This window comes from Microbacterium koreense, assembly GCF_042677105.1.
Taxonomy (GTDB): domain Bacteria; phylum Actinomycetota; class Actinomycetes; order Actinomycetales; family Microbacteriaceae; genus Microbacterium; species Microbacterium koreense.
In genome coordinates this window covers 1,066,101-1,090,882 of sequence record NZ_JBHTIM010000001.1, presented here as the reverse complement: position 1 = coordinate 1,090,882, position 24,782 = coordinate 1,066,101, and the positions used below count along the sequence as shown (strand labels likewise).

The window sequence follows — 24,782 nt, the reverse complement described above, 5'->3', positions numbered from 1 at the left end:
GCGCGCGTGGATACGCGTCGCGGAGGGCCGGTGCGCGACGACGTGGTGCATTCGGTGGCACGCCGTCGCCCGGCGAGGATGGCGCCTAGGCTGCGGCGAGCGCGGCCGCGACGACGTCCATCCCCTCGTGGAGCAGATCATCGGGGATCGACAGCGGCGGCAGGAAACGGATGACGTTGCCGTACGTGCCGCACGTGAGGACGATGACCCCCTCGGCGATGCAGGCCTTCGCGACGGCGGCCGTGAGTGCAGCATCGGGTTCACCGGTTTCGGCATCGACGAACTCGGCGGCGATCATGCCGCCGTGTCCGCGAACGTCTCCGATCCGCGGGTCCGACTGCTGGAGGGCGGTCAGACGGTCGGTCAGGATCGTGCCGACCTCGCGTGCACGCTCGATGAGACCGTCGTTCTCGAACGCGTCGATGGCGGCGAGAGCGGCGGCGCACGCGATCGGGTTGCCGCCATAGGTACCGCCGAGACCGCCGGTGTGTGCAGCATCCATGATCTCTGCGCGGCCGGTCACGGCTGCCAGCGGTAGCCCGCCGGCGATGCCCTTGGCGGTGGTGATGAGGTCGGGCACGACGCCGAACAGGTCGCACGCGAACATCTCGCCGGTGCGGGCGAATCCGGTCTGGATCTCGTCGGCGATGAAGACGACGCCGTTGACCCGGCACCACTCGACGATCGCGGGCAAGAACCCTTCGGCGGGCACGATGAACCCGCCCTCACCCTGAATCGGTTCGATGATCACGGCGGCCAGGTTGTCGGCGCCGACCTGCTTCTCGATGATCGAGATCGCCTTCTTCGCCGCTTCGGGGCCGGTGAGGCCGTCGCGGTACGGGTAGGACATCGGCGCGCGGTACACCTCGCCTGCGAACGGTCCGAAGCCGCTCTTGTACGGCATCGACTTGGCCGTCAGCGCCATCGTCAGGTTGGTGCGGCCGTGGTAGCCGTGGTCGAACGCGACGACCGCCTGCTTGCCAGTGGCCTTGCGTGCGATCTTGATGGCGTTCTCGACGGCTTCGGCGCCCGAGTTGAACAGCGCGCTCTTCTTGACGTGGTCGCCGGGGGTGACGCGGTTGAGCGCCTCGGCGACAGCGACGTACGACTCGTACGGAGACACCATGAAGCACGTGTGGGTGAACTGCGCGACCTGCGCCTGAACGGCCTCGACGACCGCGGGATGCGCGTTGCCGAGCGTCGTCACCGCGATGCCCGATCCGAGGTCGATGAGCGAGTTGCCGTCGGCATCGACGATGACGCCGCCCCCGGCCGCCACGGCCTCGATCGGTGCGGTGTGACCGACGCCCGCGGCGACGGCGGCCGCCTTGCGTTCGAGCAGCTGCTGCGAGCGGGGTCCGGGGATGCTGGTGACGAGGCGACGTTCCTGCACGAGGGTGGGGCCGCCGAGTGTGGTGGGGAGGGTGTCAGACGCGGTCATGTCGCGAGCGTATGGCGCGAGGCGCGAACACAGCACCGGACGTCATGTACATTCTGTTGTGCTCGATGTACAAGTGGTACATCTGCACAGGAGATGCCATGGAACAGTCTGACGCGCCTACGCTCCGGGCGCTGCTCGCTCGCCGCGATCTGCACCTTCGCCTGGCCTCCTCCGACGACGTCGCCGTCGACGAACCCGTGCGCTGGGTGCATTCCAGCGATCTCGGCGACCCGACTCCCTTCCTTTCCGAAGGCCTGGTGTTGCTCACGACGGGGACCCAGTTCCAGGGGCCGGATGCCGTGACCGCCCGCGACTACGTCGACCGGCTCACCGCGCGCGGCGTGGTCGGTCTCGGGTTCGGCACCGAAGTGGTGCGCGACGGCATCCCCCCGGAACTCCTCGCCGCGTGCGCGGAGGCGGCGATGCCCCTGTTCGAGGTGCCGTACCGCACGCCGTTCATCGCCATCGCCCGCGCGAACGCCGAAGCCACCGCCGCCGAGGCGTATGCGCGGCGCAGCTGGGCGCTGTCGGCGCAACGCGCGATCTCGCTCGCCGCGCTTCGCCCCGACGGGCTGGGTGCGACCCTGAGCGAACTGGCGAAACAGCTCGGAGCCTGGGTCGGCCTCTTCGACGCCGCCGGCGAGCTGGTGCGTGAACACCCGGCGGCGCTCGCGGCCGACGTCGCCGAGGCTCTCGGAACAGAGGTGGACAACGTCCTGCGACGTGGCGCACTCGCCGGCTCGGCGATGATGATCGGCGACGCGCCTTTCACCCTGCAGACCCTCGGTCGGGGCGGCCACCTGCGCGGCGTCATCGCGATTGCGAGGGGCGACCTCGATCAAGAGGGGCGCGGCGTCGTCACGGCCGTGATCGCCATCGCGGGTCTCGCCCTCGAACAGCACCAGGGTCTCGCCCGCGCACGCGGCGCGCTCCGCGCGGGCTTGGTGCAAACCCTCGTCGGCGGCGATGCCGAGCTGGCGAGGCGAACGGCGCGCGAGGTGTGGGGCGGGCTGCCCGAAGAACCCGTGCGCGTGGCCTTGACGGATACCGCATCCGCCGATGCCGAACCACTCACCGAACTGCTCGAACTTCGCGCGGACGAGCGACACGGCGGAGTGTTCTTCGGCCGCGGCGCCGACGGTCTGATCCTCGTCGTACCCGCCTCCGACCGACGCGTCATCGATGAAGCCGCCGACCGGTTCGGGGCCGCCGTCGGACTGTCGGATCCGACGGACTATGACGGGTTCGCCGCCGCGCTGGACCAGGCCCGCGTGGCGCGCGATCGCGGCCGCGACGCGGTGACCGAGTTCGCCGATGTGGCGAGTGTCGGCGTGCTGTCTGCGCTCACCGGCGAAGCCCGCGCTCTCGCGGCGGCCGAACTGGCACCTTTGACCGGGCACGATGCCGCAGAGGGCACGCGTCTCGTCGAGACCTTGCGTGGCTGGCTCGACAACAATTGCTCCCACGAGGCGACGGCGATCTCGCTCGGCGTGCACCGGCACACCGTGCGCACCCGACTCTCGCTCGCCGAGCGGGTGCTCGGGCAGGATCTGTCGTCGTTCGCGACCCGGGCATCGTTGTGGACTGCCCTTCAGGTCGTCGATTCCTGACGCCGGCGCCTCGCCGCGGTGGCGAGCACGAACTCGGGCCGAACTCCCCTGCCGCCGGTCGTGCCGCGGGCAGTGCACAAACGCGGACCGAACCGACGACGCGCCGGCCCGCGGGCATCCGATCTCGGCGTGTCACTCCACGTCCCCGCAGCCGTGCCCACCGTCGACCGTCGTGCACGATATCCGCCCCGAGCGCCAGCCGGTGGTCGCGGGCGGTGCACAAACGCGGATCGAACCGACGACACGCCGGCCCGCGGGCATCCGATCTCGGCGTGTCACTCCACGTCCCCGCAGTCGTGCCCACCATCGCCGATTCCTCCCCAGGGGGCGGCCGTGAGGAGTCGTTCCGATGGGCGGGGGCGATCACGGGATGCCGGGGGCCCGGGCCGCCACGATGGTCGCCGTGTGCGGCGCCGACGACGAGATTCACCTGTTCGATGAACTGCGCCGCGGAGGGATGTCGCGGCGCGCCATCGCCCGGCACGTGTCGGAAGGGCATCTGATCAGGGCTGCACGCGGGCTCTACGCGGACCGGAGGGTGTGCGCACCTCGTCGCACCGCGGCCGCGCACGGCGGCGCGCTCGCCTGTGTCTCCGCGGCCCGCCACCTCGGGCTGTGGGTGCTCTCGCCCGACGACGAACTCCACGTCGGCGTGGGTGGGCACCGTCATCCTCGCGTCCATGACGGATGCCGCTGCGTCACCCACTGGGACGATGGCCCTGGCGCAGCGTTCGCCCCTGTCTCAGTGCCGCGCGTCCTGCGGCAGGTCCTCCGCTGTCGCGGAGTCGAGGAGTTCTTCGTCGTGCTCGAATCAGCCCTGCGCACCGGGCAGATCACCCGCGCGGGAGTCGCCTGGTTGCGGGCGACCGGCGGTCCCGCAGCCCGGGAGGCGATCGCCTACGCGCGAGACGATGCCGACAGCGGGCTCGAGTCGCTCGTACGATGGCGCTTGCGCGACCGCGGGCTTCGACTGCGGACGCAGATGTCGATCGTGTCGGTGGGGCGCGTCGACATTCTGATCGGCGAACGGCTGCTGGTCGAGGTCGATGGGGTCGAGAATCACGACGGGACGAGCCACCGCCATAAGGACCTGGTGCGCGACGCGCACGCCGTGATCTGGGGGTATGTGACCCTGCGGTTCGACTACGCCATGGTCGTCCACGATTGGGAGACCGTCGAGGCCGCCATCCTGGCCGCCGTCGACCGGGGGCTCCACCGGACCGACTGACGGGCACCGCCGGGTGACGGTACCGGGTGACGGGTGAGGGCCGGGTTGCGGGCAGCGTACACAACTGCGGGGCGGCGCACCGACACGCCGGTTGACCCCGACAAGCCCCGGCGCGCCACCGGGTTCACCCGCAGTTGTGCACGTCCGCCGACCGCCCGCCCCGGCGAGTCGCTGGACTCACCGCAGTTGTGCCCGCCCGCCGACGGCCGCCCCGGCGAGGAGTACGGTGAGCGTCGTGAGTGTTCCGAACGGCCAGGTGTCGTGGTGGTGGCGCGACGTCGGCGGCGCGCCCGAGCCCCGGCATCCGCTCGCGGGAGACACCGACGTCGATGTCGCCATCGTCGGCGCCGGCTACACCGGACTCTGGACGGCCTACGCCCTCAAGACCCGCCAGCCCGACCTTCGTATCGCCGTGCTCGAGCAGCGCTTCGCCGGTTTCGGAGCGTCGGGTCGCAACGGCGGATGGCTGACGAACTCGGTCACCGGCGGGCGCGCCCGCTACGGCCGGACAGCTGGCGCCGCGCAGCAGCGTGCGCTGAACGACACCGTCGACGAAGTGATCGCCGTCGCCGCGCGGGAGGGCATCGATGCCGACATCGTCAAGGGCGGCGAGGTGGAGGTCGCCCGCTCTCCCGCCCAACTCGCTCGCCTCCGCGCCGCGGCCGACGACGAGCGCACATGGCCGCACACCGACATCGAAGAGTGGGATGCCGCGACCACCGCCTCCCGCATCCGGATCGACGGCGCGATGGGTGCCCTGTGGCATCCGCACTGCGCCCGCGTGCACCCGGTCAAGCTCGTCACCGGCCTCGCCCGCGCGGTCGAGGGCCTCGGAGTGAGGATCTACGAGCAGACCCGCGTGATCGAGATCACCCCGGGGCAGGCCCGGACCGAGCACGGCACGGTGCGCGCGGACGCCGTCCTGCGAGCGACCGAGGGGTTCACTCCCGATCTGCGCGGTCAGCACCGCACCTGGCTGCCGATGAATTCCTCGATGATCGTGACCGATCCGCTGCCGGCTTCGTTCTGGGATGCGGTGGGCTGGAGCGGATGCGAGACGCTCGGCGACTTCGCGCATGTATACATGTACGCGCAGCGCACCGCCGATGACCGGATCGCCTTCGGCGGGCGCGGCGTGCCCTACCGCTACGGCTCGCGGGTCGACACCGACGGGGCCACGCAGGAGCGAACGATCGAGTCGCTCACGAGGCTGTTGCGGGCGTTCTTTCCCGCGGCGACCGACATCCCCATCGCCCACGCGTGGTCGGGCGTGCTCGGCGTTCCGCGCGACTGGGCGGCCACGGTCGGCTTCGATCGATCGACGGGCCTCGGGTGGGCCGGCGGCTACGTCGGCACGGGTGTGACGGCGACCAATCTCGCGGGGCGCACCCTCGCCGACCTCGTGCTGCAGCGCGACACCGACCTCGCCCGTCTGCCGTGGGTCGGGCGGCGTGCGCGTCGATGGGAGCCCGAACCGCTGCGGTGGACGGCGGTGCAGGGGATCCACGCCGCCTACCGCACCGCCGACCGTTTCGAGGCCCGCGGCAGGTCCGCACGCACGGCGTGGCCGGCCACAGTCGCCGACCGCATCGCGGGTCGATGACCGGCGGCGGTCAGTGCGTCGTGACGTGCTCGGCGAACAGTCCCGGCCACGCCATGATCCCGTACGGGGTGCGCGCGACGACGAGGCGGCTGCCGCGGATCTGAGCGTTGAGCTTCTTGGCGGTGCTGATCGGATGCCCGCGGTCGCCCGTCCACGCGAGGATCAGGGTGGGGATGTCGATCCGGAGGATGCTCTTGCGGTGGGGAAGGTCGGTCGCCGCGGCACCGCGCAGGACTGTCGGGAGCAGCTCTGGGGAGACTTCCGGCAGCGTCTCCGGCGCCTCGGCGAGCGCAGGCGGCGTGGGCGCTGCCGACCCGAGTGCGACCCACGCACCGATGCCGTCACGCTCGACCATGTCAGCCCCGGCACGATACCCCTCTGCCTGGGCGCGTCGGGTCTTCCCCGCTGTCGGCGGCACCACGAGGGTGAGACTGCGGAATCGATGGGGCGCGCGCGCCGCGGCGTGGAGCAGCGTTCCGGTGCCCATCGAAGGCCCGACCCCGTGTACCTGCTCGCCGGGCGCAACGTGGTCGAGAAGCGCGAGCAGGTCGAGCGACAGCCGGTCCCACCCATAGTCGGCGGGATCCGGTGTGCCGGTGGAGTGGCCGTGCCCTCGCGCGTCGTAGCGCAGCACCCGATGTCGGCGCAGGGCACGTGGCAGATCCAGGCCGAGCTGCACATCACGCTCGCGGCTGGAGGTGAGTCCGTGCAGTTGCACGACGAGCGGGCCTTCGTCACCGACGAGCTCGTAGTCGATGTCGGCAGCGTTCGCGTGCAGAGTGGGCACGGCGCCTCCGGTCTGTAACAGTGCTGTCTTTCAGGGCATCTACACTACGGCGATGCGCCTCACCAACATCGCCCGCGTGACCGTACCCGAGGGATCACTCCACATCCTCGGGACGACGGTGCGTGCTGAGCCGGGCGCCGAGCTGCCGATCTCGTTCGACCAGCGACGGCATGTCGGTGAGGGTGACCGGGACGGATCGTGGATGGCCCTGGCCTTCGACGCGCCGCCCGGGACGACGCTCGATGCCCTCGCCGACGGCTGGGCCCGCGTGGTGCGGCGTCATGGAGCGCTCCGCACCGTGTTCGCCCGCGACGCCACCGGTCGCGTGCGGCTGCGAGCCGCCGACGTGGCGGTGGAGAAGTGGGTGACTGAGCCGGTCGAGGCAGGCTCGACGGTGCGTGAGACCCTCCACCGCGTTCTCGATGCGCGGTGTCGTCCGTTCGCGGAACCTTCGCATGTGCTTGCCGCTGTGCGCACTCCGGACGGCTCCACAACGGTGGTCATCGCGTCGGATCACTCCCATGTCGACATGTGGTCGCTGCTGGTCGCCGCGCGCGACCTATTGTCCGAGCCCGCCTCTCCCCCACCGGCCGACTTCGCCATGCACAGCGCGGCGTTGGAGACCAAGCCGCTCGCGCCGACGTCGGTCACCGATCGCTGGGCAGCGATCCTCGCCGCGGGAGGCGGGGTGCTCCCTGTGTTCCCGTTGCCCCTCGGTGATCTGTCGAGTCCCCGACCCGAGGTCGTCGACGTGCGTGACCTGCTCGATGCCGATGAGGTGAGGCGGTTCGAGGCCGAGGCGCAGCGTCACGGGGTGCGACCCACCTCGCTCGCGTTGTCGGCAATGGCCGAGGTGACACGCACCGTCGCCGGAGAGCCGCTGCGCGCGGTTTTCCCCGTACACAGTCGCCACGAGCCGCGATGGCACGAGAGCGTCGGCTGGTTCATCACCAACTCGGTGATCGAGTGCACGGATGCCGATCCCGCCGCCTGTGCGCGCGCGCTGAAGGAGGCACTCACGCTCGGGTCGCATCCGCTCGCCCCGATCCTCGGGCGCGAGGGCGCTCCTGCCAACCCCGGCATGTTCGCGATCTCGTGGCTGGACACGCGGCGCCTGCCCGATGTCGCGCCCGCGCGCGGCATCCGATTCATCTCGGCGCAGGTGCGCACCGACGGGGTGATGGTCTGGTTCATCTTGAACGAGACCGGCATGCACCTGCGGTGCCGCTACCCTGACACCCCCGAGGCCCGCGAGCACGTGGGCGGATGGCTGGATGCGGTGTCCGCCGCGCTTCGTGACAGGGCGCGCGTGGCGGTGGAGGTGCCGTAGACCCGCGACCGCGGGGATCAGGCCGGCGCGTGAGCCTCGAGGAACTCGTACAGTTCGGTCGTGTCAACGCCCGGAAAGTTTCCGGTCGGAAGCGTCGCGAGGAGCGTGCGGGGCGTGCGGACGTTGGGCCACGAGTGCTGCCGCCACGTCGATTCGAGGTCGGCGGGTGCGCGTCGGCAACACACTTCGACCGAGTGCTTGGAGACTCCCCGGTTGGTGGTGTCACGCCCGAGGAACCACTTGGTGTCGTCGAATCGCACCCCGACCGAGACCGAATGGGCGCCTTCGCTCGACATCTCCACGCGCGCCGTGCACCAGTAGGTGCCGTTGCCGGTGTCGGTGTACTGGTAGTACGGGTTGAAGTGGTCGTCTTCGTCGAACACAACCCGTGACGTCCACTTGCGACAGCACATCTGTCCTTCGATGGCGCCGAGGCGGTCGGTGGGAAAGTTCACGTCGTCGTTCTCATACGCCTTCGTGATCGTGCCCGATTCGTGGACCTTCAAGAAGTGCACCGGGATCCCGAGATGTGTCGTGGCGAGATTGGTGAATCGGTGGGCGGCCGTCTCATACGACACCGAGTAGGCGTCGCGAAGATCCTCGATCGAGATGGCGCGATCCTTCTTGGCGTCTTGCAGGAAGGATGCCGCGTGCCGCTCGGGGATGAGCAAGGCACCGGTGAGGTAGTTCGTCTCGACCCGTTGTCGGAGGAACTCGGCGTAGGAGGTCGGTTCCTCGTGGCCGAGGATGCGGCTCGACAGCGCCTGGAGGACCGCCGTGCGCGGGTCGCCTTTCGTGGTGACCCTGCTCGAGAGGTAGAGGCGGCCGTGCTTCATGTCGGCGACGCTGCGCGTGGTCTGCGGCAGGTCGGGGACGTAGTGGAGGGTGAAACCGAGGTGCGCGGCGATATCGGACGCGGTGCGCTGGGTGAGCGGCCCCCCGGGGTGGTCGACGGCTTCGAGGATGCGTCCGGCGTGCTCCTCGAGGTCGGCGAAGTAGTTGTTCTGCGTGCGCATGAGGTGGCGCAGGTCGACGTTCGCGCGACGTGCCTCTTCGGGGGTCGCCGCACGCTCGTCGCGAAGGCGTTCGATCTCACCTTGGAGGGCCATGATCGTCTTCAGGGCCTCGGTCGGCACGGACTTGCCCACGCGGAAGGGCGGGATGCCGAGGGCTTGGAACGTGTGGCCCCGCATCGCCCGCTCGAGCGAGATCTCGAGGGTGGCGCGTTCGTCGAGCGGTTCTGATTCGAGCAGCTGATCGAGGCTCGCTCCGAGGGCGCGGGCGATCGACTGCAGGAGCGTCAGCTTCGGTTCACGGCGACCGTTCTCGATCATCGAAAGCTGACTGGGAACACGGTCGACCGCGCCGGCGAGATCTTCGAGGGTCATCCCTCGCTCGGTGCGCAGTTGACGAATGCGGCGCCCGATGGTGAGAGCGTCGACGTCGCTTCCGCTCTCGGTTTCCACCCCCGCGGCGATCACTGTCATGGCTACTGCTCTCTCGGTTTCGTGGGTATTCGACGTCCGATCCGACGTCGACACCCCCAAGAATCTCATGAAAGACGAAATTTCGCGAAACTTCACAGCGTGATTTGTCGGTTTCGGGCCTGAACTTCACCGGATAGTGGTCTCACGACGACCACCGCTCACACAGGAAGGCAGGAACCATGACACCTGCAACCGCGACCCCGATGCCCACGCGTACCGGAGCCACCCGCGCCGCCTCGACCCACGAGCCGTCGATCTCGGTCGTCGGCCCGCTCCGTCCGCGCTACGACGAGATCCTCACCCCTGAGGCCCTCGCATTCCTCACCGAACTGCACCAGCGGTTCAGCGCGCGACGCCACGACCGTCTCGCCGACCGTATGCGTCGCCGCTTCGAGATCGGCAACGGCCACGACCCGCAGTTCCGTGCCGACACCGCGCACATCCGCAACGACCCCGACTGGCGCGTTGCCGGCGCCGGCCCGGGTCTCGAGGACCGCCGCGTCGAGATCACCGGCCCCACCGACCCGAAGATGACCATCAACGCCCTCAACTCGGGAGCGAAGGTGTGGCTGGCCGACCAGGAGGACGCCACCAGCCCGACCTGGAAGAACGTCATCGAAGGTCAGCTGAGCCTGCGGGACGCGATCCGCGGCGAGCTGAGGTTCACCAGCCCCGAGGGCAAGAGCTACGAGGTGACCGCCACCGAAACGCCGACGATCGTGATGCGGCCGCGCGGATGGCACCTGGTCGAGCAGCACATGCAGTTCACCGACCGCACCGGGCGCACCATGGCGGCGTCGGGCTCGCTCGTGGACTTCGGGCTGTACTTCTTCCACAACGCCACGCAGCTGATCGAGAACGGTCGCGGACCGTACTTCTACATCGCCAAGCTCGAATCGAGCGAAGAGGCGAAGCTGTGGGACGACATCTTCACGTTCAGCGAGCGCTACATCGGCATCCCGCACGGCACGATCCGGGCGACGGTGCTCATCGAGACGCTGCCCGCGGCGTTCGAGATGGAAGAGATCCTGTTCGAGATGCGCGACCACTGCGCGGGCCTCAACGCCGGCCGCTGGGACTACATCTTCTCGATGATCAAAAACTACCGCGGCCGCGGAGCACGCTTCGTGTTGCCCGACCGCAGCCAGGTGACGATGACGGTGCCGTTCATGAGGGCCTACACCGAGCTGCTCGTGAAGACGTGCCACCAGCGTGGTGCGTTCGCGATCGGCGGCATGAGCGCGTTCATCCCGAACCGTCGTGACCCAGAGGTCACCGAGCAGGCGTTCCAGAAGGTGTCCGCCGACAAGAAGCGTGAGGCCGGCGACGGCTTCGACGGCACGTGGGTGGCCCACCCCGACCTCATTCCCGTCGCGCGCGCCGAGTTCGACGCGGTGCTCGGCGACCGGCCGAACCAGGTCGACCGCCAGCGCCCCGACGTGCATGTGAACGCCGCCGAACTCATCGACGTCCACATCGGGTTGCCGGTCACGGCCGAGGGCGTGCACGCCAATGTGTCGGTGGCCATCCGCTACATCGAAGCGTGGCTGCGGGGTCTGGGTGCCGTGGCGATCGACAACCTCATGGAGGATGCCGCAACCGCCGAGATCAGCCGCAGCCAGGTGTGGCAGTGGATCCATCAGGACCGCTCGACCGAAGACGGCACTCGCATCACCCGCGAGTACATCGAGGGACTCATCACCCAGGTGCTCGAAGAAGTGACGCGCTCAGAAGGCGACCGCTTCGACGACGCCGCCGAGATCTTCCGCGATGTCGCGCTGGGCGCGGAGTTCCCGGCCTTCCTGACCCTGCCGGCCTACTCGCGCTACCTCGTCGAGAGCGCCTGACACATCTACCCGATCGGCTCCCCCGAGCCTTCGAGATCAACGAAGAGGAAACGACATGACCACCTACCAAGACGACATCGACGCCGTCCAGGCCCTCAAGGACGAGAACGGCGCGACGTGGGACGCCATCAACCCCGAGTCGGTGGCCCGTATGCGGGCACAGAACCGATTCCGCACGGGTCTGGAGATCGCGCAGTACACCGCGGACATCATGCGCCGCGACATGGACGAGTACGACGCGGACTCGTCGGTGTACACGCAGTCGCTCGGCGTTTGGCACGGCTTCATCGGGCAGCAGAAGCTCATCTCGATCAAGAAGCACCTGAAGTCCACCAACAAGCGCTACCTGTACCTGTCGGGGTGGATGGTCGCCGCGCTCCGCTCGGAGTTCGGCCCCCTGCCCGACCAGTCGATGCACGAGAAGACCGCCGTTCCGGCGCTCATCGAGGAGCTGTACACGTTCCTGCGCCAGGCCGACGCCCGTGAGCTGGATCTGCTGTTCACGCAGCTCGACGCGGCACGCGCGGTCGGTGACGACACTGCAGCGGAGTTCATCCAGACGCAGATCGACGACTATGAGACGCACGTCGTGCCGATCATCGCCGACATCGACGCCGGCTTCGGCAACCCCGAGGCCACGTATCTGCTGGCCAAGAAGATGATCGAGGCGGGCGCTTGCGCCATCCAGATCGAGAACCAGGTGTCGGACGAGAAGCAGTGCGGTCACCAGGACGGCAAGGTCACCGTTCCGCACGAGGACTTCGTCGCGAAGATCAACGCGGTTCGCTACGCCTTCCTCGAGCTCGGCATCGACAACGGCATCATCGTCGCCCGCACCGATTCGCTCGGCGCGGGTCTCACCCAGAAGCTCGCCGTCAGCCACACCCCCGGCGACCTGGGAGACCAGTACAACGCGTTCCTCGACGTCGAAGAGATCGCCGAGGGCGACCTGGGCAACGGCGACGTGATCATCCGCCGCGACGGCGCCCTGGTGCGCCCGAAGCGCCTGGCGAGCAACCTCTACCAGTTCCGCCCCGGAACCGGCGAGGACCGTGTCGTGCTCGACTGCATCACCTCGCTGCGCAATGGTGCCGACTTGCTGTGGATCGAGACCGAGAAGCCGCACGTCGAGCAGATCGCCGGCATGGTCGACCGCATCCGTGAAGAGGTGCCCAACGCGAAGCTGGTGTACAACAACAGCCCGTCGTTCAACTGGACGCTCAACTTCCGTCAGCAGGCGTACGACCAGATGGTCGAGCAGGGCGCCGATGTGTCGGCCTACGACCGCAGCGCGCTCATGAGCGTCGAGTACGACGACACCGAGCTGGCGCAGCTGGCCGACGAGAAGATCCGCACGTTCCAGCGGGACGGCTCGGCACGTGCCGGAATCTTCCACCACCTGATCACCCTGCCGACGTACCACACGGCCGCGCTGTCCACCGACAGCCTTTCCAAGGGCTACTTCGGCGACGAGGGCATGCTGGCCTACGTCAAGGGCGTGCAGCGTCGCGAGATCCGCGAGGGCATCGCGACGGTCAAGCACCAGAACATGGCCGGCAGCGACATCGGCGACAACCACAAGGAGTACTTCGCCGGCGACGCCGCTCTCAAGGCGGGCGGCAAGGACAACACGATGAACCAGTTCGCCTGATCTCTCGTCTGTCCGTCTGAAGGGCGGATGCCGTAGCCACCGCGCGGCATCCGCCCTTCGGCGTTTCCGGAGGGATGCCGCGGGCGGCGCACGCGAGTACGCTCGGACGCGTGACCGAACGCGCGCCATCGCCCCACCAGCCTGCCCTGTCCGCCAAGCTCAGTGCGATCGCCGAGTCTGCGACGCTCAAGGTCGACGCGAAGGCGAAGGCGTTGAAGGCATCCGGCCGTCCCGTGATCTCGTATGCGGCGGGCGAACCGGACTTCGCGACGCCGCCCTTCGTGGTCGACGCCGCCCGCGAGGCACTGAACGATCCTGCCAACTTCCGCTACACGCCCGCTGCGGGGCTCCCGGGCCTCCGCGGGGCGATCGCCGCGAAGACACGACGTGACTCAGGCCTTGAGGTCGACCCGTCGCAGGTCATCGTCACCAACGGCGGCAAGCAATCGGTCTACCAAGCGTTCCAGGCGGTGGTGAACCCGGGCGACGAGGTGCTGTTGCCGGCCCCATACTGGACCACCTATCCCGAAGCGATCGCGCTGGCCGACGGGGTGCCCGTGGAAGTGTTCGCCGGCGCCGATCAGGAGTACAAGGTCACCGTCGAGCAGTTGGAGGCGGCGCGCACCGAGCGCACGGCGGTGCTGGTCTTCGTGTCGCCCTCGAACCCGACCGGGTCGGTCTACACCCCTGACGAGACGCGGGCGATCGCCACGTGGGCGCTCGAGCACGGCATCTGGATCATCTCAGACGAGATCTACCAGAACCTCGTCTACGAGGGCGCGCGGGCCATGTCTGTGGTTGAGGTGGTGCCCGAGGTCGCCGACCAGACGATCCTCGTCAACGGTGTCGCCAAGACGTATGCGATGACGGGGTGGCGCGTGGGCTGGATGGTCGGCCCGGCACGGGCGATCAAGGTGGCCGGCAACCTGCAATCGCACCTGTCGTCGAACGTCAACAACGTCGCCCAGATCGCCGCGCAGGCAGCGCTGGAGGGTCCGCAGACGGCCGCCGAGGAGTTCCGTGAGGCTTTCGATCGCCGCCGACGCCTCATCGTCGCCGAGCTGTCGAAGATCGACGGGGTCACCGTCCCCAACCCTCTGGGGGCGTTCTACGTCTACCCCGACGTGCGGGGCCTGCTCGGCCGCGAGTGGCGGGGAAAGCGCATCGAGACGTCGCTGGAGCTGGCCGACCTGATCCTCGACGAGGCAGAGGTCGCCGTCGTTCCGGGTGAAGCCTTCGGCCCGTCGGGCTACCTGCGCCTCTCGTACGCGCTCGGCGACGATGCCCTCCTCGAGGGCGTGCGCCGCCTGCAGGAACTGTTCGACTGACCCCGCAGGCCGAATCCACGGACACCATCGGGGTCAGGACTCAAGGAGTCACGATAGCGAAGTCGGGGTCACCGGGATCGAGCACCGACAACAGCGAGGCGAACACGTCCGCATCCCCCGTGATGTCGACGCCCGGGCTGTCGGTGTCCCCCGCGAGCAGAGCGATGAGCCGTTGCTTCTCCAAGGTCACAGTGGCGGCGGCGGTCGCGGCATCCGCTGCTTTCTCGACGTACACGAGGACTCCGTTGCGCAAGGTGACGCGGAAGCTGCGGCCGAGGTCGGTGAACACGACGTCGAAGGCGAGGTCAAGGTCCCACGCGCGGGGACCGTCGATCGAGATCGCGATCGCGTCGAGGAGCTGCTCGGGTGTCAGTTGCGCGATGATCGCCGGAGCGTCGGTCTTGGTCGGTGTGCCGAAGGTGCCCTCGCGCAACTCTGTGGCCCCCGAGAGGTAGAAGTTGCGCCACGTTCCGTTCTCAGAGCCGTAGGCGAGCTGTTCGAGGGTGTCGGCGTAGAGCGCGCGAGCCGCAGCGTGGTTTTCGTCGGTGAAGGTGGCGTAGTCGAGCAGGGTGGCCGCCCAACGGAAGTCGCCCTCGTCGTGCGCGACCTGCGCGAGCGCGACCACGTTGTCGATGCCACCCATCGCTGCGACGTGGCGTTCGGCCGAAGCCTTCGGCGGATGCGGCCACAGTCGGGCGGGGTTGCCGTCGAACCAGCCCATGTATCGCTGGTAGATCGCCTTGACGTTGTGGCTCACGCTGCCGTAGTAGCCGCGCGCGTGCCAAGCGTTCTCGAGCGCGGGCGGAAGTTGGATCTCCTCGGCGATCTCGGCGCCGGTCATCCCCTGGTTGAGCATTCGGAGTGTCTGGTCGTGAAGGTAGCCGTACAGATCACGCTGCTGGCCGAGGAACTCGACGATCTCCTCTGTTCCCCAGGTCGGCCAATGGTGCGAGGCGAAGAGGACGTCGGCGTCGTCGGCGAAGCGCTCGATCGCCTCGGTCAGGTACTGCGACCACACGTGGGGATTTCGCACGAGCGCGCCGCGCAACGTCAGCAGGTTGTGCTGGGTATGGGTCGCGTTCTCGGCCATGCAGAGGGCACGGTACTTCGGGAAGTAGAAGTGCATCTCCGCCGGCGCCTCGGTCCCGGGCGCCATCTGGAACTCGATCTCGACTCCGTCGATCGTGTGGCGCTCCCCGGTCTTCTCGATCGACAGGGTCGGCACGACGATCGCCGCGTGTCCCGTCGACGTCGTCTGCCCGAGCCCGGCCCCCACTTGGCCGCGTGGGCCGCGCTCCAGCGCTGCTCCGTACATGTACCCGGCACGACGACCCATCGCTGTTCCGGCATAGACGTTCTCGGCGACGGCCTCGACCGTGAAATCGGCAGGCGCGACGATCTCGACGCGCCCGTCGGCGATCTCCGTGTCGGTGACGACGCCCAGCACGCCACCGAAGTGATCGATGTGGCTGTGCGTGTGGATGACAGCCACCACCGGACGATCGCCCCGGTGCTCACGGTAGAGGGCGAGCGCCGCGGCGGCGGTCTCCTTCGAGATGAGCGGATCGATGACGATCACGCCGGTGTCGCCCTCGACGAAGGAGATGTTCGACAGGTCGAGACCGCGCACCTGATAGAGCCCCTCGACGACCTCGTAGAGCCCGTGTCTGGCGACGAGCCCGGACTGGCGCCACAGGCTCGGGTTGACGGTGTCGGGCGCATCGCCCGCGAGGAAGGCGTACGAGGCGGCATCCCACACCACATCACCGTCCTCTCCGCGGATGACGGCCGGATCGATCGTGCCGAGGTACCCGCGGTCTGCCGCGCTCAGATCACGTGCGTCTGCAAAGGGGAGGGATTCTGCGAGCGCCGCGTGCTGGGCGCGGATGGCAGGGGTGGCGTCGTTCTGGTGCATGGCGGTCTCCGGGGTGAGAGGACGGGGGTCCATCCCCGACGCTACCCATGTCGTACGCGCTCCGATAGTGCCGCGTGCCGCGGTCTCAGCCGATGATCTGGTCGGTGACGGGCGACTCGTTCCCGGCCATGTCGAATCCGACGGCGCAGAACCGCACCGGCAACTCCTCGGTCGGGATGAAGAACGCCTGACGCACGTAGGGGCGGTATGCGTCGCGGTCGGCGCAGTCCGTTGCGTCCGGCGCGCCGAAGAGCACGTGGATGTCGGCGATGTCGGGGATGTCGAACAGCGGGTCGACCATGACCTCGTCGTCGCCGAGCGACTCGACGGACAGTTGCGGTCCGGCCGTAGGCGGCACGGCATCGATCGCGAAGACGAATCGGACGGCGCCGTCTTCCTCTCCGGGAACGGTCGCGCACGCGAGCACGAACCCGTTCTCGACGGGCAGATCATCGACGGTGACGGTCACCGGTTCTTCGGCGAGCCCTGCGACGGTGTACCGCGGCGCGTCGGCGTAGGCCGCCGCATCCGTGCACCTCGCGGCGTCGCCGAGCGGCACGTTCGTCACCACGGCGACCTCGACGTCGGTGTCACTTCGCAACCGCAGTTCGGCCTCCCATCCCCCACCGTCGGTGCCATCGGGACCGTAAATCCCGCCTCCGTCGCTGTCGCCGAGAGCCGGAACAACCAGCGCGCACCGCCCACCCATCGTGAAGATTCCGTCCACGAAGCACTCCCCGATTCCGGCCACGGGTACCCCATAGCTCGTCTCGGGCACGAAGACCGCCGCATCGCCGTCGATCTCGCACGGTTTGCCGAGGTAGCAGGTGTCACCGCGCTCGACCGGCACACCGGTATTGGTCGTGTTGATCAGCGAGACGATCTCGTCGCCCACGATCAGCGGAGAACCCGACGAGCCTCCGCGGACACCCGGACAGTCGTTGGGCTGGGTGTCGAGCCACAGCCAGCGGAATTCGATGACATCCCCGGGCGCCCCGACCGTGCACTCCCCACGGCGCAGCACCCAGTCTTCTTCGCTGAGCCCCTGCGTCGGTGCGGCGATGTTGACGACGTCCGCCCCCTCGGCCGGGCCGGACGCGGCGATCGCCAGCGGCACCGCCCCGGCGTCGCGCAGTTCTGCGAGCGTCGCGTCCAGGCGGACGATCGCCACGTCGGTTGCGCGCATCGTGGCGTACTCCACGCGCGCCGCGGGCACCGTCAGACGTTCGCCCTCGTCTGCGGTCTGAAAGAAGGTCGCCTCACCGTAGGCTTCTTCGTCGACCATCGCGATGTTCGACGGCGCCCCGTCGAGGCCCACACAGTGCCCGTTGGTGAGCACGTAGGCGGGTGCCTCGTCGACGTCGGTCTCGATGAGGCTCGCCGTGCACTGCGACCCGAAGTCGGTCACCGCCACACCGCCATAGTCGGCAAGCTCGTCACGCGTGACGGGACCAGCTACCTGTGGCAGCTCGGTGGTGGCCTGCGGCTGCGGAGCGCCGGTGCAGCCGGCCAGAAGTGCAGCGGCGACGACGAGCGCGCCCATCCCGATTTTGCGTCTCACCACGCCAGCGTAGTGACGTCCCCCTCTCGCCGATGTGCCGCGCGAAGCACCCGGCACAGACCGATCCTCCCGCGCGTTTCGTGTGCGACGTCGTAGTCTGACGACGTTCACCGCACGCACCCCCGAGGAGGCCCATGCGCACGCGATCCCGTCTCGTGGCCACGATGCTCGCGGTGGCGACATCGGTCACCCTGCTGACCGGATGCGGGATCCTCGCGTCACAGCCGGCCCCCACATCGACAGTCCGCTCCGCCGACGGCGAATCCGTCGTGATCAGCTGGGAAGATTACCCCGCCCACGCGGGGGTGGATGGCGAGCGGCTTCTCGGCGCACCCGATGCCGCCGAACTCGAGGGGCCCGCGCGTGGGGTGATGGATGCGGTCCGCGGGGCGGTACAAGACGAATCCGGCGTGCCCCTTCACCCGCTCACCCCGACGACGGAGTGGTTCGGCATCGACGACTGGTTTCCCCAGCAGGGCAACGGGTATGGCGGCGATTCGATGCTGACGTCGGTGAACTGCTGCGATCTGCAATCGGATGCGGTGCCGACGCCGGATCGGTGGGATGCCGTCTTCGCCGCCGCGAACGCGGCGCTCGTCGAGGCGGGGCTCGGGGCGTTGACCGAGGATCAGGCCCTCGACGACGAGTACCGCGACACATACTGCACCGGCGCAGGTGGGACGTGCTGGCTGCGCTCGATGACGGCCTACGACGGATACCAGTGGGTCTTCGTGACGATCCAGGACACCACGCTCGACCCGACCGGTGACGCCGCGCGCGAGGCGGAAGAAATGGGCTGGCCGCTCGCCAGCATCGCGGTCGGGTACGGCGCGACCGTCGTCGATGCGGGACGGTCGGACGAATTCGCCGCAGCGATCGCTCCGTTCGTCGGACTGGAACGCCCCGACGCCACGACGTCCGACTGATCCGTCAGAGCTCGACGTCGACCAGTACGGGTTCGGGTTGGAGGATCAGTCCGAACTCGGACTGCACGCGGCCCTGGATGAACCGAGCGAGCTGCGCGAGCTCTTCTGCTGAGGCACCCCCGCGATTCGTCAACGCGAGCGCGTGTTTGGTCGACAACCCTGCCCGCGAACGGGGAAAGCGGAACCCCTTGCCTATTCCGGAATGCTCGATGAGCCACGCCGCGCTCACCTTGACGTCGGGCTCGGTCGAGGCGGGAGGAGGCACCACCCCGTCGAAGGTGGCCAGGGGTACGACCATGACCGGGTCGAGGTCGGGCGCGACCGGCCAGCGTGGACACTCCGGGGGCAGAGTCCTGGCGAAGGATGCCGACACCACCGCGTTCTGGAAGAACGATCCGGCACTCCAGGTGTCGGGGTCTTCGTCGTCGAGCACCATGCCCTTGCGCGCGCGAGTGGCGAGCACATGGTCACGCACCCACGCCAGTGTCACCGGCTCACCCTCGGCCACGCCGAGCGCGGTACGCAACTGTGCTCCCGTGAGGGGATGGCCGGCCGATCCCACGTCGGCGAGTTCGAGGGTGACAGAGAGGATCACCGCGTCGCGCTCCGCGACCGAACCGTAGTGCTTCTTGAGCTGCGACGTGCGGAACCCGAGACCGAGTTCCGCGGCCGGCACCGTGCGGACCTCACCGTCGACGGCATCGATCAGATCGACCTCGACGAGTGTCTGCACGATCTCCTGCCCGTAGGCACCCACGTTCTGGATCGGGGCGGCCCCGACCGTTCCGGGGATGCCCGACATCGCCGCGATGCCCGAATAGCCGTGCGCGACACTGTGCGCGACGAGGTCGTCCCAGTTGTGGCCTGCGGCCACGCGCAGGCGAACGTAGCCGGGGCGCGGCGACGGAAGCATCTCGATGCCGGTCGTGAGCACACGGACGACCGTGCCGTCGAACGGCGCGTCTCCGACGAACAGGTTCGATCCCCCGCCGACGACCAGGACCGGCTCGTGCTCCGCCCACAGTTCACGCAACGTCAGGACGAGTTCGTCGGTCGTCATGGCGTCGATCATCCGCGCGGGCGCGCCGCCGGTGCGCAGCGTCGTCAGCTGCGCAAGCGGAATCGGAGTGACCTCGGGCATACGTCAGACGCGGCGGACGCGCACCTGTGCCTTGCCGAGAACGGTCGTCTCCGCGGCCGTCACCGTGAGGTCGACGCGGACCGTCTCGTCGTCGACCGCGCCGATCTTGGCGACGACGACGAGGTCGGCCCCCGTCTCGGGGTCGACGACGACGGGGCGGGTGAACCGCACGCCGTAATCGACGATGCGCCCGGCATCGCCGAGCCAGGGCACGACGGTCTCGACGGCGAGTCCCATCGTCAGCATCCCGTGTGCGAGTACGCCGGGGAGCCCGACGGATGCGGCGACATCGTCGCGGTAGTGGATCGGGTTGAAGTCACCGGATGCTCCGGCGTAGCGAACGAGAGACTCACGTGTCAGGTGAACGGTGCGCTCCGCGACGATCTCTCCGACGGCCAGGTCGGTCATGATCCCTCCCCCACGAGCAGAACGGAGGTCGCGGTGACGACGTGGTCGCCCGCGGCATCCGTCATGACCGCCTCGCTGGTGACCATCGCGTTGGCGCCGAGAGTGCGGATGCCGGTGACCTCGAGACGGGCTGTGATCTCGTCTCCCGCGACGATCGGGCGCGTGTACGAGAAACGCTGTTCGGCATGCAGGACGTTGGACAGCACGATGCCCGAATCGGGCTCGGCGAGCAGCTGCTGCAGCGTCAGATCCTGAATCACCATCGCGAAGGTGGGCGGCGCGACGACATCGGCGTAGCCAAGCGCGCGCGCAGCCGCCGGATCGGCGTGCTGAGGGTCATCGGCGAAGACGGCGCGGGCGAACTCGCGCACCTTCTCACGACCGACGAGGTACGCGGGCGTGGGCGCGAAGTCGCGCCCGACGAGCTCGGGGTTCACTGGCACCGTGCCATCCTACCGAGCGGCCCGGACCCAGCCGATGGTCGAGCGGGTTCAGCGTCGGCGACCGCGGATGGCCTTGAGCGCCATCTGCACCGCGATCACCACGAGGAACGCGGCGAACAGGATGTTCCCCGTGAAGGGATCGACGACAGTGGCGATCCACGCACCGAGCGCCGTGGTCGTGCACGCAGCGAGGCCGACGAGTGCGGCCGCGACGAGATCGACGTTGTGCCGACGGATGTTGCCGATCGTCCCCGAGACGGCGGTCGGGATCATCATGAGCAACGACGTGCCCTTGGCGATCAGGTCACTTGCCCCGAACAGCAACATGAGCACCGGGACGACCACGACGCCGCCCCCGACGCCCAGGAGTCCCGCCAACACACCGGTGATGAGACCGAGCACGATCAGTCCGATCACGGTGACCACGGTGAGCGGCAGGTCGGCGGCGCGCGAGGGGACGACGAGGAACAGGCTCACGATGACGATGCCGAGGAACCCGACAAACCCCCACCGCAGTGCCGTCAGCGGGATGCGTGGAAGCAACCAGGTGCCGATCTGGGCACCGACGACCGCGCCGAGGGCGAGGATCAATGCCGGAATCCAGGCCACCGAGTCGTGCACGGCGTAGGAGATGACGCCCACCGTCGCCGTCGGCACGATCGCGCCGAGCGACGTCCCCGCCGCCAGGCGCTGGTCCATCCCGAGCACGAGCACGAGCAGCGGCACGATCACCGTGCCTCCGCCGACACCGAAGAGCCCCGAGAGGAGCCCTGCCGCCAGGCCGACGAGCACACAGGTGATCACGTACCGCGCATCGCGCGGCCGGGTTACCGCATCCGTCATCAGCGCAGGCTGTCGATCTGCCAGCCCTCGTCGGTCTCGACGAGCACGTAGGTGTAGATGTCGCGCATCGGAGCGGGTTCGTCGACGACGACACCGTCGGCATCGAGGTAACTGCCGTACCGCTCGACGGTCTTCACCGCGATGGTGTCGCCGCGGCGGTCGATATCGGTCACCGTCACCGAGTAGTCGACCACCGAGTCACCGAAGATCTGCGCCCATTCTTCGAAGCTCTCGCAGTCGGGAATCCGCTGCTCTTCACGCAGACGCTCACTCGTCGATGCGGTGAAGGCGTCACAGTCCTGCTCGAGCCACGCGGTCGTGTACTGGCCGACCGCTTCGACGGCGGCGCGCTCATCGTCATTCTCCGGCGCGACGCCGCTCACCGAGGTGGCGTGGTTGAGGAACAGCAGCGGGACGACCACAGCGATTGCCACGACGATTCCGAGAAGCACGACGCCGAGAGTCGCCCAGAGCACCCACATCTTCGAACGACGCCCGTCCGTCGCCGAAGTGAACGCCCCCGGTTGACCCTCGTCGTCCTCGTCGGCGATCTCGGCGAGCTCGGGTGGAAGCTCCCCGTCGTCGTCGGCGATCTCGGCATCTTCCTCCGGCACCGCGACGTGCGACGTCCACGCGGCCCCGTCCCACCATCGCAGGGCGCCGTGTCCGTCGTCGTACCAGCCAGGAGGCTTCGTGCTCATGGCGACGACGATACCCGGCCGAGTCCCCGCATCCCGCACCGAGCGAATTCGCCGAACATGATGCGCGGGCGGTGTCCATCTGGTCGACTGTTGTTCGTCAGGGTGGTGAGAGGTCGCAAGCGGCGGCTTCCGTGTCGAAAGGACAGACCCATGCAGTACATGTTCCTCATCGCAGACGAGCCCGGCGCCGGTCCCGCGCAGGACAGCCCCGAATTCGCGGCCGAGATGGGCGAATGGTTCGCATTCGACCAGCTCGTGCGCGACGCGGGCGTGTACGTCGCCGGCGAGGCGCTTCACCCGCAGGAGACCGCCACGACGGTGCGCGTACGCGACGGCAAGACCGTCACCACCGACGGCCCCTACGCCGAGACGAAGGAGCACCTCGGCGGCTTCTACGTGCTCGACGTGGCCGACCTCGACGAGGCGATCTCGTATGCCACGAAGATCCCCAACATCGGCTACGGGTCGATCGAAATCCGTCCCGTCCTCGACGTGTCGGACATGCAGTAGCGGATGCCGGATCCCGCGGTCGCCGAAGTCTTCGGTACGCAGTGGCCGCGCCTCGTCGCGACGCTGCGTGCCGACTTCGGCGACCTCGATCTGGCGGAGGACGCCGCCGGCCACGCCTTCGCCGTCGCCGCCGAGCGGTGGCCACACGAGGGCATGCCGGACGCACCCGGGGCGTGGCTGGTGACGGTCGCGCGACGCTGGGCGATCGATCAAGCCCGGCGCGACGTGAGGTGGCGGCAGCGTCAGAGCGACGTCAAGGCGATGATCGAGACGCCGCCCCGCGAGCGCGGTGCCGTCGACGATGATCTGCTGGCCATGATCTTCGGCTGTTGCCACCGCGCCCTCGATGAACCCGCGCAGGTCGCTCTCACGTTGCGCTACGTCGTCGGCTTGCCGACCGCAGCCATCGCCCGTTCGTTCCTCCTCCCTGAAGCGACGATGGCGAAACGGCTCGTCCGCGCGAAGAAGAAGGTCGCCGCATCCGGAATTCCGTTCCGCGTGCCCGACCGCAGTGACCTCGGGTCGCCGCTGAGCGAGGTCTTGCGGGTCGTGTACGTCATCTACACACAGGGGCACGCCGCGCCGTCGGGAGAGCTCATCCGGGGTGATCTGTGCGACGAGGCGCGCTGGCTCGCCGGCAGCCTCTGCGAGCTGCTTCCGGATCAGTCAGAAGTGTGGGGACTGGCCGCGCTGCTGGCGTTCACGGATGCGCGGCGCCCCGCCCGTCTCGACGCCGACGGCGAGGTGGTCGTGCTGCAGGACCAGGACCGGACCCTCTGGAACGCGCGCGCCGTGGCCGACGGCCGACGTCTGCTCGACACCGCCCTGCGGATGCGGCGGATCGGCACCTATCAACTCCAGGCGGCGATCGCCGCCGCCCACACGACCGCGCCCTCGTTCGAGGCAACGGACTGGCGGACCATCCGTCGCCTCTACGCCGCGCTGGCCCATATCGAGCCCACACCGATCGTGGGACTCAACGAGGCCGTCGCGGTGTCCATGGCCGAGGGACCCGCTGCCGGACTGGCCCGACTGGCCGACCTCGACGCCGAGCTCGGCGACTACCACTACTTCCATCTCGCTCGCGCCGACATGCTCGCCGCCGCGGGCGAGGTCGATCAGGCACGGGCGGCCTTCGCCCGCGCGGAGGAGCTTTGCGGCAACCCCGCCGAAGTCCGCGCCATCCGCCGCGTCGCGGTGTCGCGTCTCGATGAGGCGACGGCACGGCTCCCAGGAGCCTCGTAGGCCCCGCGCGTACCGTCAGGTGACATGACGACCCTCCCGCGACTGTCGATCGACGGCGAATCAGTTGCCTTCACCACCGACGAACTACGCGAGATGCGCGACGATCTGCAACGGTTCATCCTGGAGTACCGCTTCGGGTTGCGCGAGGTCGAGACGAAGATCGCCATCTTGCGCGAGGAGTTCCAGCACGCGCACGCCTACAACCCGATCGAGCATGTGACGAGCCGGGTCAAGACGCCCGACAGCATCGTCGACAAAGTCACACGCAAGGCCATCGCCCCCGACTTCGACAGCATTCGCGAGAACATCACCGACATCGCAGGAGTGCGCGTCACGTGCAGTTTCGTCCACGATGCGTACCGTCTGTTCGACCTGTTGACACAGCAAGACGACGTCGAGCTGCGCCTGGTCAAAGACTACATCGCCGACCCCAAACCCAACGGCTACAAGAGCCTTCACGCAATCGTCGACGTGCCGGTCTTCTTGTCGACCGGCCGCGTCACGGTACCCGTCGAGATCCAGTTCCGCACGATCGCGATGGACTTCTGGGCGAGCCTCGAGCACAAGATCTACTACAAGTACGACAGCCAGGTGCCGACGGCGCTCCTGGACGAGTTGAAGGATGCCGCCGACACGGCCGCCGAGCTCGACGTGAAGATGGAGCGCCTGCACCGCGAACTGCACGGCCCGGTGGGTCGCGGCCCGACCGTTCTCGCCTGAGACACGCGGTCCAGCGATCACGCTGTGGACCGCTCGGTGCGGGTGCCGCAAACGGCC

Annotated in this window: 21 protein-coding genes; 11 read left to right on the top strand and 10 right to left on the bottom strand. The window is 68.6% G+C overall.

Going from position 1 to position 24,782, the window contains the following annotated elements:
* Nucleotides 1–85: 85 nt before the first annotated feature.
* Nucleotides 86–1,441, bottom strand: coding sequence for a 4-aminobutyrate--2-oxoglutarate transaminase (gene gabT / locus ACFQZV_RS05045; RefSeq protein ID WP_378751186.1), 1,356 nt, complete (start codon nt 1,439–1,441; stop codon nt 86–88).
* A 98-nt stretch (nt 1,442–1,539) separates the two neighbouring features.
* Between gabT and ACFQZV_RS05040 the strand changes: the two genes are divergently transcribed.
* The 3 genes from ACFQZV_RS05040 to ACFQZV_RS05030 all read left to right on the top strand — a co-directional run bounded on the left by ACFQZV_RS05040 (nt 1,540) and on the right by ACFQZV_RS05030 (nt 5,882).
* Nucleotides 1,540–3,051 (top strand): helix-turn-helix domain-containing protein, encoded by a 1,512-nt coding sequence (locus tag ACFQZV_RS05040; RefSeq protein WP_378751188.1) that lies wholly within the window; start codon nt 1,540–1,542, stop codon nt 3,049–3,051.
* A gap of 349 nt (nt 3,052–3,400) precedes the next feature.
* Entirely contained in the window at nt 3,401–4,279 is an 879-nt protein-coding gene (locus ACFQZV_RS05035) for a DUF559 domain-containing protein (protein WP_378751190.1), read from the top strand.
* Between the two features lie 235 nt (nt 4,280–4,514).
* Nucleotides 4,515–5,882, top strand: a complete 1,368-nt coding sequence (locus ACFQZV_RS05030) for an NAD(P)/FAD-dependent oxidoreductase (RefSeq protein ID WP_378751192.1) — start codon at nt 4,515–4,517, stop codon at nt 5,880–5,882.
* 10 nt (nt 5,883–5,892) lie between these two features.
* On the opposite strand, the gene ACFQZV_RS05025 is transcribed toward ACFQZV_RS05030, so the two are convergent.
* The gene (locus tag ACFQZV_RS05025; protein WP_378751194.1) at nt 5,893–6,669 is read right to left on the bottom strand and encodes an alpha/beta fold hydrolase; all 777 of its coding nucleotides are present in this window, start codon (nt 6,667–6,669) and stop codon (nt 5,893–5,895) included.
* Between the two features lie 52 nt (nt 6,670–6,721).
* On the opposite strand from ACFQZV_RS05025, the gene ACFQZV_RS05020 reads away from it, so the two are divergent.
* Complete coding sequence (locus ACFQZV_RS05020) at nt 6,722–7,999, top strand: peptide synthetase (RefSeq protein ID WP_378751196.1); 1,278 nt, start codon at nt 6,722–6,724, stop codon at nt 7,997–7,999.
* A 17-nt stretch (nt 8,000–8,016) separates the two neighbouring features.
* On the opposite strand, the gene ACFQZV_RS05015 is transcribed toward ACFQZV_RS05020, so the two are convergent.
* Entirely contained in the window at nt 8,017–9,486 is a 1,470-nt protein-coding gene (locus ACFQZV_RS05015; protein ID WP_378751198.1) for a helix-turn-helix domain-containing protein, read from the bottom strand.
* 179 nt (nt 9,487–9,665) lie between these two features.
* Between ACFQZV_RS05015 and aceB the strand changes: the two genes are divergently transcribed.
* The 3 genes from aceB (at nt 9,666) to ACFQZV_RS05000 (ending at nt 14,312) form a co-directional block, all read left to right on the top strand.
* A complete protein-coding gene (aceB, locus tag ACFQZV_RS05010) occupies nt 9,666–11,333 on the top strand; it encodes a malate synthase A (protein ID WP_378751200.1) in 1,668 nt (555 codons plus the stop codon).
* A 55-nt stretch (nt 11,334–11,388) separates the two neighbouring features.
* Nucleotides 11,389–12,984 (top strand): isocitrate lyase, encoded by a 1,596-nt coding sequence (locus tag ACFQZV_RS05005; protein WP_378751202.1) that lies wholly within the window; start codon nt 11,389–11,391, stop codon nt 12,982–12,984.
* 110 nt (nt 12,985–13,094) lie between these two features.
* Nucleotides 13,095–14,312 carry a pyridoxal phosphate-dependent aminotransferase gene (locus ACFQZV_RS05000; protein WP_378751204.1) on the top strand — a complete coding sequence of 406 codons (1,218 nt, stop codon included), beginning with the start codon at nt 13,095–13,097 and terminating at the stop codon, nt 14,310–14,312.
* 40 nt (nt 14,313–14,352) lie between these two features.
* Here ACFQZV_RS05000 and ACFQZV_RS04995 read toward each other — a convergent pair whose 3' ends face one another.
* Nucleotides 14,353–16,260: an alkyl/aryl-sulfatase gene (locus tag ACFQZV_RS04995; RefSeq protein ID WP_378751206.1), complete on the bottom strand. Its 1,908-nt coding sequence runs from the start codon at nt 16,258–16,260 to the stop codon at nt 14,353–14,355.
* 52 nt (nt 16,261–16,312) lie between these two features.
* Entirely contained in the window at nt 16,313–17,788 is a 1,476-nt protein-coding gene (locus ACFQZV_RS04990) for a trypsin-like serine peptidase (protein ID WP_378751208.1), read from the bottom strand.
* 134 nt (nt 17,789–17,922) lie between these two features.
* On the opposite strand from ACFQZV_RS04990, the gene ACFQZV_RS04985 reads away from it, so the two are divergent.
* The gene (locus tag ACFQZV_RS04985) at nt 17,923–18,714 is read left to right on the top strand and encodes a hypothetical protein (RefSeq protein ID WP_378751210.1); all 792 of its coding nucleotides are present in this window, start codon (nt 17,923–17,925) and stop codon (nt 18,712–18,714) included.
* Between the two features lie 4 nt (nt 18,715–18,718).
* Here ACFQZV_RS04985 and ACFQZV_RS04980 read toward each other — a convergent pair whose 3' ends face one another.
* The 5 genes from ACFQZV_RS04980 to ACFQZV_RS04960 are packed head-to-tail and all read right to left on the bottom strand — an operon-like array spanning nt 18,719 to nt 22,250.
* The gene (locus ACFQZV_RS04980) at nt 18,719–19,855 is read right to left on the bottom strand and encodes a UDP-N-acetylmuramate dehydrogenase (RefSeq protein WP_378751212.1); all 1,137 of its coding nucleotides are present in this window, start codon (nt 19,853–19,855) and stop codon (nt 18,719–18,721) included.
* 3 nt (nt 19,856–19,858) lie between these two features.
* Nucleotides 19,859–20,263: a MaoC/PaaZ C-terminal domain-containing protein gene (locus tag ACFQZV_RS04975; RefSeq protein ID WP_378751214.1), complete on the bottom strand. Its 405-nt coding sequence runs from the start codon at nt 20,261–20,263 to the stop codon at nt 19,859–19,861.
* Nucleotides 20,260–20,706 (bottom strand): FAS1-like dehydratase domain-containing protein, encoded by a 447-nt coding sequence (locus tag ACFQZV_RS04970; protein ID WP_378751216.1) that lies wholly within the window; start codon nt 20,704–20,706, stop codon nt 20,260–20,262. The genes ACFQZV_RS04975 and ACFQZV_RS04970 overlap by 4 nt, the downstream gene beginning before the upstream one ends.
* Before the next feature lie 48 nt (nt 20,707–20,754).
* Entirely contained in the window at nt 20,755–21,549 is a 795-nt protein-coding gene (locus ACFQZV_RS04965) for a sulfite exporter TauE/SafE family protein (RefSeq protein WP_378751217.1), read from the bottom strand.
* Nucleotides 21,549–22,250, bottom strand: coding sequence for a DUF2510 domain-containing protein (locus ACFQZV_RS04960; RefSeq protein WP_378751219.1), 702 nt, complete (start codon nt 22,248–22,250; stop codon nt 21,549–21,551). The genes ACFQZV_RS04965 and ACFQZV_RS04960 overlap by 1 nt, the downstream gene beginning before the upstream one ends.
* Nucleotides 22,251–22,400: 150 nt before the next feature.
* Here ACFQZV_RS04960 and ACFQZV_RS04955 point away from each other — a divergent pair, with 150 nt between their 5' ends.
* Genes ACFQZV_RS04955 through ACFQZV_RS04945 form a run of 3 tightly spaced genes read left to right on the top strand, consistent with a single transcriptional unit; the run spans nt 22,401 to nt 24,725 of the window.
* Nucleotides 22,401–22,760, top strand: coding sequence for a YciI family protein (locus ACFQZV_RS04955; protein ID WP_378751221.1), 360 nt, complete (start codon nt 22,401–22,403; stop codon nt 22,758–22,760).
* A gap of 3 nt (nt 22,761–22,763) precedes the next feature.
* Nucleotides 22,764–24,005, top strand: coding sequence for an RNA polymerase sigma factor (locus tag ACFQZV_RS04950; RefSeq protein ID WP_378751223.1), 1,242 nt, complete (start codon nt 22,764–22,766; stop codon nt 24,003–24,005).
* A 24-nt stretch (nt 24,006–24,029) separates the two neighbouring features.
* Nucleotides 24,030–24,725: a GTP pyrophosphokinase gene (locus ACFQZV_RS04945; protein WP_378751225.1), complete on the top strand. Its 696-nt coding sequence runs from the start codon at nt 24,030–24,032 to the stop codon at nt 24,723–24,725.
* Nucleotides 24,726–24,782 lie beyond the last annotated feature (57 nt).